The 12,295-nt window shown below is 64.9% G+C and carries 12 protein-coding genes and 1 tRNA gene; 6 read left to right on the top strand and 7 right to left on the bottom strand.

Features of this window, described 5'->3' with window-relative positions; genetic code table 11:
• The first annotated feature begins 17 nt into the window (after window positions 1-17).
• On the top strand, window positions 18-251 hold the full coding sequence (locus tag UC32_RS11535) for a DUF5703 family protein (RefSeq protein WP_045731363.1): 234 nt from the start codon (window positions 18-20) through the stop codon (window positions 249-251).
• A 69-nt stretch (window positions 252-320) separates the two neighbouring features.
• On the opposite strand, the gene UC32_RS11530 is transcribed toward UC32_RS11535, so the two are convergent.
• Together UC32_RS11530 and UC32_RS11525 are read right to left on the bottom strand one after the other, a co-directional pair.
• The gene (locus tag UC32_RS11530) at window positions 321-1,481 is read right to left on the bottom strand and encodes an acyl-CoA dehydrogenase family protein (RefSeq protein ID WP_045731362.1); all 1,161 of its coding nucleotides are present in this window, start codon (window positions 1,479-1,481) and stop codon (window positions 321-323) included.
• An 11-nt stretch (window positions 1,482-1,492) separates the two neighbouring features.
• The gene (locus UC32_RS11525) at window positions 1,493-2,797 is read right to left on the bottom strand and encodes a M20/M25/M40 family metallo-hydrolase (RefSeq protein WP_045731361.1); all 1,305 of its coding nucleotides are present in this window, start codon (window positions 2,795-2,797) and stop codon (window positions 1,493-1,495) included.
• 170 nt (window positions 2,798-2,967) lie between these two features.
• Here UC32_RS11525 and UC32_RS11520 point away from each other — a divergent pair.
• Window positions 2,968-3,050 (top strand) — tRNA-Leu (locus tag UC32_RS11520).
• Between the two features lie 183 nt (window positions 3,051-3,233).
• Window positions 3,234-5,765: an excinuclease ABC subunit UvrA gene (gene uvrA, locus UC32_RS11515; RefSeq protein ID WP_045731360.1), complete on the top strand. Its 2,532-nt coding sequence runs from the start codon at window positions 3,234-3,236 to the stop codon at window positions 5,763-5,765.
• Between the two features lie 3 nt (window positions 5,766-5,768).
• On the opposite strand, the gene UC32_RS11510 is transcribed toward uvrA, so the two are convergent.
• From UC32_RS11510 to UC32_RS11490, 5 genes are all read right to left on the bottom strand, one after another.
• Window positions 5,769-6,593 (bottom strand): alpha/beta fold hydrolase, encoded by an 825-nt coding sequence (locus tag UC32_RS11510; protein WP_045731359.1) that lies wholly within the window; start codon window positions 6,591-6,593, stop codon window positions 5,769-5,771.
• 107 nt (window positions 6,594-6,700) lie between these two features.
• On the bottom strand, window positions 6,701-7,204 hold the full coding sequence (locus UC32_RS11505; protein WP_045731358.1) for a DUF805 domain-containing protein: 504 nt from the start codon (window positions 7,202-7,204) through the stop codon (window positions 6,701-6,703).
• Between the two features lie 162 nt (window positions 7,205-7,366).
• A complete protein-coding gene (locus UC32_RS11500; RefSeq protein ID WP_045731357.1) occupies window positions 7,367-7,603 on the bottom strand; it encodes a hypothetical protein in 237 nt (78 codons plus the stop codon).
• A gap of 57 nt (window positions 7,604-7,660) precedes the next feature.
• Window positions 7,661-8,635 carry a glycosyltransferase family 9 protein gene (locus UC32_RS11495; RefSeq protein WP_045731356.1) on the bottom strand — a complete coding sequence of 325 codons (975 nt, stop codon included), beginning with the start codon at window positions 8,633-8,635 and terminating at the stop codon, window positions 7,661-7,663.
• Entirely contained in the window at window positions 8,632-9,777 is a 1,146-nt protein-coding gene (locus UC32_RS11490) for a glycosyltransferase family 9 protein (protein WP_045731355.1), read from the bottom strand. The genes UC32_RS11495 and UC32_RS11490 overlap by 4 nt, the downstream gene beginning before the upstream one ends.
• Before the next feature lie 205 nt (window positions 9,778-9,982).
• Here UC32_RS11490 and UC32_RS11485 point away from each other — a divergent pair, with 205 nt between their 5' ends.
• From UC32_RS11485 to UC32_RS11475, 3 genes are all read left to right on the top strand, one after another.
• Window positions 9,983-10,285, top strand: coding sequence for a DUF4193 domain-containing protein (locus UC32_RS11485; RefSeq protein ID WP_045731354.1), 303 nt, complete (start codon window positions 9,983-9,985; stop codon window positions 10,283-10,285).
• A 150-nt stretch (window positions 10,286-10,435) separates the two neighbouring features.
• Complete coding sequence (locus UC32_RS11480) at window positions 10,436-11,176, top strand: M50 family metallopeptidase (protein WP_045731353.1); 741 nt, start codon at window positions 10,436-10,438, stop codon at window positions 11,174-11,176.
• 9 nt (window positions 11,177-11,185) lie between these two features.
• Window positions 11,186-12,271, top strand: a complete 1,086-nt coding sequence (locus UC32_RS11475) for a glutathione S-transferase family protein (protein ID WP_045731352.1) — start codon at window positions 11,186-11,188, stop codon at window positions 12,269-12,271.
• Window positions 12,272-12,295 lie beyond the last annotated feature (24 nt).

The following is a 12,295-nucleotide window of genomic DNA, read 5'->3' as shown; positions in this document are numbered from 1 at the left end:
GACGAAAATGGAGAGCAATGAAGGAACAATTTCTCACCAGCTCGGTCCAGCGGGAACGGGACTATTTGAGGCAGTACGAGTACCTCGTACTGACGGTAAGTCCCAACGAGTCCTTGCCTGAGGCGCGCCGCCGCCTGGTGGAACACTCCGAATACGGCAAGTGGGAACTGGAGCGCAGCAAGCTCTACATGGGCGGCTGCCGGCGCTTCTGGCTCCGCCGACGCGTTATGCAGGTCCAGCGGACCGTCTAAAGTGCGGAGCCAGCGGACCGTCTAGGGTGCGGAACCAGCGGACCGTCTAAGGCTGCGCCGCTGGACGGGTTAACCGTTCAGCGGACCCAACCAGGCATTTGCCACCGTGTTATGGGCGGATTCGTCGTCGGACGGGTGGAACATCCCGGCCAGCACATCGCGGTAGAGCCGTTCCAGCTCGGACCCGCGGAAGTAGCTGGACCCGCCGCTGACCCTGATGGCCAGGTCCACGACGCGCCTGGCGGTTTCCGTGGCATTCACCTTCAGCCCCACGAGCTTCGGGAACCACTGCGGTCCGTGGTTAGCCAGCGCATCAACGTCCGCTGCGACGGATGCCAATTGCGGATACAGGTTGTCCATTGCCATGGCGGCGTCCGCCACCTTCCAACGGATGTCCGGGTCCTGCGCGTAGCTGCGGCCGCCATGCTTGAAAGACGTGCGGCGTTTGGCGTTTTCCACACCGAGGGCCAGCGCCCGCTCCCCCAGGCCGGTGTAGACAGCTGCCAGCAGCGTCTCGAAGCAGGCGAAGATGGCGAAGATGAGCGGGTCGGCGTTGGGGCCGACAGGCAACTTCCGGAAGATCCGGTCCGGCGGCACTTCCACGCCGTCCATGACCGTGGTGGCGGATTGACTGGCCCGCATGCCCAGGGTGTCCCAGTCGTCAAGGATGCGGTACCCCTCCGCCTGGCGGGTGATGAAGCCGTGGACCAACTCCCCCGACCCGTCCCGGGCCGCCGCGTCCTTGCCGAAGATCCCCAGCCGTGTCCATACAGGCGAGAGGCTGGTGAAGATCTTGGTGCCGGTGAACGAGTAGCCTCCGCCAGGCAAAGGCGCAGCCACGGTCCGGGAGTCGAACAGCACGGAGTCATTGCCCGCCTCGGAGTTTCCGAACGCGAAGACCTCGCCCCGGGCTGCCTCGTCCAGGACGAAACCCAGGGAGTTGTCTCCACGGGCTTTCAGGACGTGTGCGACGCCGGTCCACACCAGGTGCATATTGATGGCCAGGGCGGTGGCCGGCGCCGCCGTTGCCAGCCTGCGCTGGCACTGCGCCGCCGCCGCGAGGCCAAGTCCCGGGCCGCCGTCGTCCGCGGGAACGAAGAGCTTGAGGTACCCGGCCTCCGCAAGGTCCCGCAGGTCCTCGTGGAAGAAACCGTTGTTCCTGTCATAGTCCGCGGCGCGCCCGCGGATCTTCTCCAGGAGCGGTTCCGGCAGCACGTCCTCGGGGGTCATGGGATTTCCTGTCAGTAATTGGTGAGCAGGGTGTTCAGGACGCGGGCACCAAACTTCAGCGAGTCAGCGGGGACGCGTTCGTCCACACCGTGGAACATGCCGGTGAAGTCGAGGTCGTCCGGAAGCCGCAGGGGCGCGAAGCCGTAGCCGGTGATGCCGAGCCTGCTGAGGGACTTGTTATCGGTGCCGCCGGAAAGCGTGTAGGGAAGCACTTTGGCTCCCGGATCCTCCGAGTGGAGTGCATCGATCATGGAGTCCACGAGGTTGCCGGCGAACGGGACTTCCAGGGACACGTCGTTGTGGACGTAGCTGACGTCTACGCCGTTGCCGGCAAGTTCACGGACGATCTCCAGGACCTGCTTCTCCTGGCCCGGCAGGGTCCGGCAGTCGATGAGGGCCTCGGCGGACTCCGGGATGACGTTGTGCTTGTAGCCGCCTTTGAGGAGCGTGGGGTTGGTGGTGTTCTGGAGAGTCGCCCCAACAAAGCGGGCCACGGTACCCAACTGGTCCAGGAGCCGGTCCGGATTGTCGGCGTCGAATTCGACGCCGGTGAGTTCGGTGACACCGTCAAGGAATTGCCGGGTGGTGGGCGTCAGCTCGATGGGCCACTTGTATTCGCCGATACGGGTGACCGCGGCGGCCAGGCGGGTCACCGCGTTGTCCGTGTTGATCTGCGAACCGTGCCCGGCCCGGCCGTGGGCAACGAGCCGGAGCCAGGAGATTCCCTTTTCGGCAGTTTGCAGGAGGTAGGTGCGCTGGCCGCCGATGGTTGCCGAGAATCCGCCCACTTCTGAGATGGCCTCTGTGGCGCCCTCGAACAGTTCGGGGCGGTTCTCCACTGCGTACCGTGCGCCGAGCGCGCCGCCGGCCTCCTCGTCCGCAAAGAAGGCGAAGATGATGTCCCGTTTGGGCTTCGTGCCCGTGCGGGCAAAACTGCGCAGCACGGAAAGGATCATGGCATCCATGTCCTTCATGTCGACGGCGCCGCGGCCCCAGATCAGACCGTCCTTCAGTTCGGCGCCGAACGGGTCCACGGACCACTGGTCGCGCAGGGCGGGCACCACATCGAGGTGGCCGTGGACCACGAGGGCGCTGGCTGACGGGTCTTCACCGGCCATCCGCGTGACCACGTTGGCCCGGCCCGGCTCGGATTCAAAGAGCTCGGCATCCAGCCCGACTTCTTCAATAAGTCCTGCAACGTATTCCGCCGCTGCCCGTTCGCCGGGGCCTGAGTCGTCCCCGTAGTTGGACGTGTCAATGCGGATGAGTTCCTGGCAGATCCGGACAACTTCATCCTCGGGCAGGACGTCAGGCATGAGGGCTCCTCGCTGGGTTAATCGGCTGGTTTGCACACGCGATAGCGATGCCCTCAGCCTACCCAGTTGGCCCGATTCGTTGTTCCCGGAAAGTCATGTTAGAGTTTTTCTCGCTGCTTCGGAGAGGCGCGAAACGTTGAAAGACGGAAACGCTTCCCGGATTACCACCTGCGCGGGTGGCGGAATGGCAGACGCGCTAGCTTGAGGTGCTAGTCCTCGAAAGGGGGTGGGGGTTCAAGTCCCCCTCCGCGCACAAAGGGAAAGCCCCGGAAAATCATTGATTTTCCGGGGCTTTTTTCGTTCCCTGGATTCCTGGCATAACCACTTCACGCCGTGGCCTCGCCTGTGAGTTCCGTCACGTTCCGGCCTGCTTGTCAACGGGCGCCCAGTCTTGAGGAATAGTTCTGCGCGTGGCTTCCCTACTAGAGTCACAACAATGCCGAACGCACAGCACGCTGACGATTCCCCGCTGACTTCTCCCGCGCACCAGTCCGACGGCTTTGTCCGGGTCCGTGGTGCCCGGGAAAACAACCTCCGCAACGTCAACGTGGACGTTCCGCGGGACGCGATCGTGGCGTTCACCGGCGTCTCGGGCTCCGGTAAGTCGTCTTTGGCGTTCGGCACTATCTATGCCGAGGCCCAGCGCCGCTACTTCGAATCCGTGGCCCCCTATGCCAGGCGCCTCATCCAACAGGGCCACAACCCCAAGGTGGAGCTGATCAGCGGCCTGCCGCCCGCCGTCGCCCTTCAACAGCGCCGCGGCGCTGCGACCAGCCGCTCCAGTGTGGGAACTGTCACCACCCTTTCCAACTCGGTGCGCATGCTCTTTTCACGGGCAGGCACCTACCCTCAGGGCAGCAGCCAGCTCGACTCGGACTCCTTCTCCCCCAATACGGCCGCAGGCGCCTGCAGGGAATGCCACGGCCTCGGAGTCGCCCACACGGTCTCCGAACAGTCACTGGTCCCCAATCCGTCCCTCACCATCCGGGACGGGGCCATTGCCGCCTGGCCGGGAGCGTGGCAGGGAAAGAACCTGCGGGATATCCTGACCCACCTGGGGTACGACGTCGACATCCCGTGGCGCAAACTGCCCAAGAAACACCGCGATTGGATCCTCTTTACGGAAGAACAACCGGTGGTGGAGGTTACGCCGCAGCGTGACCGGGTTGCCAAGCCCTACAAGGGCCGGTTCTGGAGCGCACGGAGTTACGTGCTCCATACGCTGGCTGACTCGCAAAGCGCATCCATGCGGGACCGGGTCCTGGCCTTCATGGAGTCAGGTCCCTGCCGGAGCTGTTCGGGCACCGGGCTGATTGCCGAGGCACTGGCCGTCACCTTCGCCGGCAGGACCATCGCGGAGTTCAACGCACTCCCGTTGGCTGACCTGGCGGACATCGTCCGTCCAACCAGTCAACTGGCCCGGGCCGGCACGGCCTCACGCACTCAGCGTTCCGGCGAGTCCAACGAGGTGGCAGTCACCATCACCCGGGACCTGCTCCAGCGGATCAACGTTCTCCTGGATCTTGGCCTGGGATACCTGGCCTTGGGCCGGGGAACCCCCACCCTCTCACCGGGCGAGATGCAGCGGCTGCGGATCGCCACCCAGCTTCGTTCCGGGCTGTTCGGCGTGATCTATGTGCTCGATGAACCGTCAGCGGGACTCCATCCCGCCGACGCGGAGCCACTGCTGGAAGTCCTGGAGCAACTGAAGTCCTCCGGGAACTCCGTCTTCGTGGTGGAGCACAACATGGACGTTGTCCGCAGGGCAGACTGGCTGGTGGACGTTGGCCCCCGCGCCGGAGAGGGTGGCGGTGAAGTGCTTTACAGCGGCCCGGTGGCAGGACTGGCCGAGGTTGAAGCATCCGTAACCCGCCCGTTCCTCTTCGACGCGCCACGGCCGTCCGGCCCCTCTTCTCCGTCCGGAAACGGTGAACCGCGCCAACCCGCCGGTTGGGTGGAGCTGGCCGATGTCAGGCAGCACAACCTCCAGGGGCTGGACGCCAGTTTCCCCCTTGGAGTCCTCACGGCCGTGACCGGTGTTTCAGGCTCCGGTAAGTCCACCCTCGTGGGCCGCGTTCTAGGGGATGTGGTGGCTGCCTCGCTCAGCACGGAAAGAACAGCAGAGGAAGAGGACGGTCCTGCTGAGCCGCTTCACGTCGGTACGGTCAAGGGGAGCAACACCATTGACAGGCTGGTCACGGTGGACCAGAAGCCGATCGGCCGGACGCCGCGTTCCAACCTGGCAACCTACACGGGCCTCTTCGACGCCGTCCGCAAAGTGTTCGCAGGTACTGACGCTGCCAAAGCAAAGGGGTTCGGCGCCGGCAGGTTTTCTTTCAACGTCGCAGGAGGCCGTTGCGAGACGTGCCAGGGCGAGGGCTTTGTGGCGGTGGAGCTCCTCTTCCTGCCGGGAAGCTACGGACCCTGCCCGGACTGCGAAGGTTCCCGCTACAACCCCGCCACGCTGGAGGTGGAATACCTCGGAAGGACTGTGGCCGACGTGCTGGGCATGACAGTGGACCTCGCAGCAGAATTCCTGTCAGGGGTTCCCGCTGCGGCGCGCAGCCTCAAATGCCTGCAGGATGTGGGGCTGGGGTACCTTCGCCTTGGACAACCGGCCACGGAACTTTCCGGCGGTGAGGCGCAACGCATCAAACTGGCCACCGAACTGCAGCGCGCCCAGCGCGGGCACACCCTGTACCTGCTGGACGAACCCACCACGGGCCTACACCCGGCGGACGTCCAGCTCCTGATGGCACAATTGCACGCACTCGTGGACGCGGGAAACACGGTGGTGGTGGTCGAGCATGAGATGTCCGTTGTTGCCGCCGCGGACTGGGTCATCGACCTTGGACCGTCCGGAGGGGACCAGGGCGGGCGGATCATGGCAACCGGCTCGCCGGAAGCCGTGGCACAGGCGGCTGAAAGCCGTACCGCACCGTATTTAGCGGCAGCCCTCGGCCGTTGACGGCTAGGCGACGGGTGGGATCGGTTCTTGGCTGACTGTACGGCCCAGCCACTCGGTCACCAAAGCTTCGAGGAGGTCCGGCTGCTCATGTGGCAGCGCGTGCCCTGCCTGGTCAAGCACGGCGAAAGTGGCCCGGGGGTAGAGCTGAAGCAGTTCCCAGGCACCTTTGTAGCCCACGGTGGCGTCCTGCCTGCCGGCGACGATGAGCGTAGGGCCCGAATACGCCTGGCTGTCAGCAGCGGTGCTGCGGAACTGCCACTGCTGCGCAATCCGTTCCAGTGCCGCTTCGTCCGCCAGGCCCCGGGAGGGAGCCACCGCCTCCAGGTAACGGTCCAGCGTTGCCTGGGTTTGGACCACGAAGTACTCCCTGAATGATGCGGCATCTTCGGCGTCCAAATGTTCACTCGGATCCACGGACACAACCAGGACCTCATGCTCCGGGAGGTCCCTGGCGATCTCTCCCAGTGGACAGACCAGGGCGAGCCCGGCCACCTGCCTCGGCCTCCGGCGGGCCATGGCACGCGCAAAGTAGGCGCCTGCAGAGTGGCCGATGAGCCGGAACGGCGCCGGGCCGACGATGCTGTCGACGAAGCCAAGCAAATGGTCGAGCACGTCATCGGCACTGACAAGTGTGGCGGCCGCCGGCGTACGGCCCATGCCCGGCAGGTCGGGGTAGATCCTCCGGTAGCCGGGCAGCCGGCCGAACATTGGCTCAAATACGGCGGCCATCTCCCGATGGTCTACGCCCGAGCCATGCAGGACCAGGACGGGGGCGCCGTCGCCGAATGCCGCGCAGTGCACCGGAACACCGCTCACGTCAGACTCCACAGCGCCAGCCTAGGCCGCAGTGGGAAACCGCGGAACCCAACGTTTCCTGCAAAGCAAAAAGGAGCCCGATCGCGATGATCGGGCTCCCTTTCGCCAAAGCCGTGAGGCTAGTAGCCCGCGGGCTGGTCGAACCGCTGTCCGGCCGGGTTGGACGGCAGGATTGAGATGACGAAGAGCGCCAGTGCGCCCAGGAACGGCACCAGGATGATCAGTACCAGCCAGCCGCTGATGTTGACGTCGTGGAGGCGTCGGACCAGGAGGGCCAGGGAGGGGACGATCACCGCAAGGAACCACAGAAGTCCAAGGATTCCTCCCACCACGAAGCCAGGCCCTGGCACGGCAGTTCCATTCGCAGCGACGGTAGCTCCGGCGGATCCACCTGCACCGGCAATGACGTTCAAGACAATGGCAACGACTGACGCCACCAGTGTCCACCACCAGTACTCGCTCCGGCTGGCCCGGCCTGAGAAGGTGGCGTACTTCTTGAAGAACCGCTTAACGGCGATGGGCAGCGTTGCTCCGTAGTAGGGCGCCCACAAAGGCGGTTCTCCACCAGTCTGGTAGGAAGGCGCCTGCTGCTGTTGCTGGTTCGGATATTGCGGATAGCTCATTTATTCCCCCCGGAATGTAGACAGAGTGATGCGAAACCATCGTAGGGGAAAAAGGGGCCCAAATTCCGTTCGATGGATAAACTTCCTGCGCATTTCTACGAAGTGTTTCCTTCATGACGCCAGGCGGACCTCACCCGGTTGATGCCGCAGCCCAAGGACGCGTCAGTGCGGACGCAGCTTACGTGTCCGGGGATGCCTCCTGCGGCCCTCCGGACGGGACCCCGCCGCTACGGGACGGTACTCCACTCTCCGCCTGTGCTCCCCTGCCCGGGTGTCACGCCGCTCCTGCCGGCGGGCTTTGCGCTCCGGCCGGTCGATAGCGGACAGGATTACCAGCGTCCCGGCCATCCAGACGAACGCTGTCAGCAATACCAAGGCAATCCCCATTTCAGTGCCCATGACTCCATTTTAGGATCGGCATCGCCAGCCGGCGCTTCGGTTATGCGCAAATTTTGCTCAAGCCGGCAGCAGTCCGAGGCCGCCCACCGCCGCCAGGACATCGTCAACCTCAACGGCCAGCAGGGCCGGGTCCGGAACGTCGGAAAAGGTGTCCCCACGCCGGAGCCCCGCCTTTGTGAGCACCACATGGGGGCCCGGCGGAGGACCCCAGATTTCCGGGGGCGCCGGGCCGAAGAGCACCACGGAGGGCGTTCCGTAGGCCGATGCCAGGTGCGCGGCGCCGGTGTCGGCGGAGATGACCAGCCTGGCCCCGGCGATGATGGCGGCGAACGCACCTAAGGCCAGGCTGCCGGCGAGAACGCATTCCGCAGGGAGGCCAGCCAGCCTGCACACTGCGTGTGCGCGCTCTTTCTCCCCCGCCCCGCCGGTGAAGACCACGCGGTGACCGGCCTGTGCGAGTTCGGCGGCGACGGCAGCAAACCGTTCGGCGGGCCAGAGTCTGCTGCCGTACGCGGCACCAACATGCAGCACCGTCGCTCCCGGCACAGGGTTGGGAACCTGCGGATGTTGAAGCTGAAGATCTGTTGGATCGGCGTCGATACCGTGCCAGGACAGCAGGTGTGCCCAACGTTCGCGTTCATGCAGTTCTGCCCGCCACAGTGGACCGTCGAGGTTGCCACTGCGGTAGGCAATGGTCCGCCGGGCTTTCAGTGCCTCGATCCGGCCGGCGCTTTCCGGGCCGTTCCCGTGGAGGTTAATTGCCACATCCACCACTCCTGGCCGAAGGGCCAGCGGCTCGTCGAGCCCGTGCGTCGGGAGCAGTTCATACCCGCCCACCAGGCCCAGCGCCTCAGACAGCCACCCCTGGGCTGCGTAGCGGAGCCTGTGCTCCGGGAAAGCCCGGCGGATGGCCTTCAACGCCGGAACTGCCACCAGCAGGTCGCCGAGCTTCAGCGCCCGGAGTACCAGCAATTCCGGCCTGCCGGCTGTCCCACTGGCCACAGCGTCCGTGGGCACTGTTCCCCCATTCATGCGCGTGACCTGCTTACAGCAGTGGCCACCAGGTTCCTCACATCGTCGTAGACCTCCCTGACCTCCACCCCGGCAACGATTGAGTCGTCGTGCGCACAACGCGGAGCCGTCCAGCCCACCTGCGTTATGTCGATCCCGCACGTGGGACACCCCGTGAGCCAGGACATGTGCACACGGTGCATTGACCGTCCGAGGGCGGCGGCGTTGATGACATTGCCCACCCAGAAGATGCCCACAGTTGGCACACCAAGAGCTTGGGCAAGATGGCGCGGGCCGCTGTCGTTACCCACCACCACCGAGGCGTCGGCCAGCAGGCCTACCAGTTCGGTCATGGTGAGCTTGCCCGCCAGGGACTCCACGGATGTTGAGGCGGCAGCGCCGGCGACCTGTTCCGCCAGATCCTGCTCGTTGTCGTCGCCGATGACCAGGACCCGGCAACCATCCGCAGCACACGCGCCGGCAAGCTGCGCAAAGCGCTCAACTGGCCAACGACGGCGGGGGTCGGTTGCGCCCGGATGGATCACCACGAGGGGCTGCGCGCCGTCGTCGTTGGCTGCACGGCGGATCCCCCGCACCCCCGCCGCGGGGACAAGCCTCGCTTCAAGGTCAACGGGCACAGCGCCGGCGAACCCTGCCACCTCCAGGGCACGAAGGGGTTCATGCTGGTAATAGATATAGGGAACGGTCCGCTCCAGGCCCGCGGCATCCGCCGTCTGAGTGCCCACCGTGTGCCGTGCGCCCAAGCGGAGCAGGAACGGGTTCGAGTACCGTCCACCGCCATGAAGCTGCACGGCGAGATCAAACGGTGGTGTCCGCTGCCGGTCGAAAAACCCCTCCAGCTCTGAGTGATCTTCGACACCGGGCCGAACGCCTTCTGCAAACGGCAGCAGGCCGAACTCGTCAACCGGACTTTCGACTGCAGCCAAGAGCGCTTGATGAACCGGCGTGCCGAGGAGCGTCAGGACGGCCTCCGGATAGGCCGCTTTCAGCGCCGCCATCGCAGGAACAGCGAAAATCAGGTCACCCAGCCCGCCGCCGCGCAGGACGGCAATCCGCGAGATGCCGTCGAATTTCTCCAGGACGGGGCCAACGCCCGTTGCTACCTGGGCGGCACCGCCAAATCCTGCAGTGAGTAGTTCCACGTACGTCCTTTCGGATCCATTGGAGGCCCAACTGCTGCTGCGCCCACCGCTTCCAGCGCGGAAACCATCCAATGGTGATGGCCCGCACCGTCATGGAACCTGTACCCAGGCGGCGGCAAACATACTCCTTCTCTTGGGGAATACCCCTCTGATGCTGTACGTTTCATACGCGACAGGCCAACCAAAGAAAAGAGAAGCACCTAAATTGGCAACCGATTATGATGAACTGCGCTCCGACGTCAAGGAGTCGCAGGACAACTCGCTCGAGCAGCTCCAGTCAGCGAATGCTCCCGATGCGCGAAGTGTCGTCCTTGAGCTGGATGAGGCTGACGGGCTCGACAGCGCGGGTGTACCGGGCGGCGAATTCGTTGCCGAAGAGCTCGTGGTGCAGGTCATCCCCCAGGCCGACGACGAATTCACCTGCTACTCCTGCTTCCTGGTCCGCCACCGGTCCCAGATAGCCCGCCAGAAGAATGGTCACAGCTACTGCACCGAGTGCGAAGGCTAGGCACCAGGAACCCTTCGGATCCTCCCGGATCCGGACGCACCGGAAGGCACGCCGCCTGGCGTGCCTTCCGGCTTTAAGTGGACGTCCAGCGTGGCCCGGTAGCGTGGGAGCCATGGACGGCACCTTGATTATCAGACGTGGCACGCCCGCATGAACGGGACCGCCGACCTGTGGCAGGTCCTGCTGGCATCCTTCGCCCGCACGGCTCCGCCCCCCGTCACCGTGACCGAACTCGTGCTGGCGCTCCTCGCCGCGACTGCCCTGTCCGTACCGCGGCGCTCCTGGAAGTACTTTGGCCTCCTGACCACGGCGACACATGAGCTCGGTCATGCTTTCGCAGCTGTCACAACCGGACAGCGGCTCTCCGGCATCCATTTGCGCCTCGATCATTCCGGCACCACCACCACTTACAGCCGCAGCCGGCTCGCCACTGTGTGGTCATGCTTTTGGGGTTACCCGGTTCCGGCGGTGGCCGGCGCGGTGTTTGTGGTGTGCGGATTCAACGGCTGGGGACCGGCCGCCATCGCCGCCGGAGGCCTTGTCCTTGCCGCCACGCTGGTGTTCCTGCGCAACCTTGCCGGTTTCCTCATCACGCTGGTATCGATAGGCGCCGCACTGGCCCTGATCCTCGTTGTGCCCAAGGAATTCACCGGCCACGTCGCCGTGATCCTTGGACTGGCCTTGCTGGTTGGCGCGGTGAGGGATCTCATCAAACTGGCCCACGTACACCTCCGCAGGCGCAGCCAGCTTGCAACTTCCGACGCTTACCTGCTGTACAGGGCCACCCATGTTCCCTCCGGCGTATGGATTGTACTTTTCTCGGCCATAGTGGCCGGCTCCTGGGTCATCGCCTTGCAGCCTGTCACCGCAGTCCTGTCTGCTGGCGCATAGGCTGGGCAGATGAGCCACGACACGGAGAGCACCCTGACGGCCGGCGGAACCGGGGAGCACAGCACCCGGGGCGCCTACGTCACCGGCGGCCAGGAGTTTACGCGCGACACCAACTACATCGAGGACCGGGTGACCCGGGACGGCAGGCCCGGGGACCACGGTGAACCAGGCTGGCCTGCCGAGGCGGGACGCTACCGGCTGGTGGCAGCCCGGGCGTGCCCCTGGGCCAACAGGACGGTCATCGTTCGCAGGCTGCTGGGCCTCGAGGAAGCAATTTCGCTTGGGCAGCCCGGGCCAACGCATGACTCCAGGTCCTGGACGTTCGACCTTGATCCCGGTGGAAGGGATCCAGTCCTGGGCATAGAGCGGTTGCAGGAGGCCTACTTCAAGCGTTTTCCCGACTACCCGCGGGGCATCACCGTTCCTGCCCTGGTGGACGTACCCACCGGCGCCGTTGTGACCAATAACTTTCCCCAGATCACACTGGATTTCTCCACGGAGTGGACTGAATTCCACCGGCCCGGAGCTCCTGACCTTTATCCGGAACCGTTGCGGGACGAAATTGATGAGGTAAACAAGCGCGTGTTCACCGAAGTGAACAACGGCGTTTACCGCTGCGGGTTTGCAGGCTCCCAGGACGCATACCAGGCCGCCTACGACCGGTTGTGGACAGCGATGGACTGGCTGGAGGAGCGCCTCTCCGCCCAGCGTTACCTGGTTGGTGACACCATCACCGAGGCAGATGTCCGCCTGTTCACGACGCTGGCCCGCTTTGACGCGGTCTACCACGGCCACTTCAAGTGCAACCGGCAGAAGCTCAGCGAGATGCCGGCACTGTGGGCTTATGCCCGGGACCTCTTCCAGACTCCCGGCTTCGGCGACACCACAGACTTCGTGCAGATCAAGCAGCACTATTACATCGTTCATGAGGACATCAATCCCACCGGCATCGTCCCGGCCGGGCCGGACCTCTCCGGGTGGCTCGAAGCGCATGGCCGGGAAGCCCTCGGCGGGCGGCCCTTCGGCGATGGAACACCACCGGGGCCGGTCAGGAAGGGTGAGGAAGTAGCGGCGGGGCACGGAGCGGCCAGCTAGGAGGAAAGCGGTTTCCCCTACAAT

It is taken from the genome of Pseudarthrobacter chlorophenolicus (genome assembly GCF_000962805.1).
Taxonomy (GTDB): domain Bacteria; phylum Actinomycetota; class Actinomycetes; order Actinomycetales; family Micrococcaceae; genus Arthrobacter; species Arthrobacter chlorophenolicus_A.
Note: the sequence above shows the minus strand (reverse complement) of the source record. Positions and strands in the feature narration are given on the sequence as shown.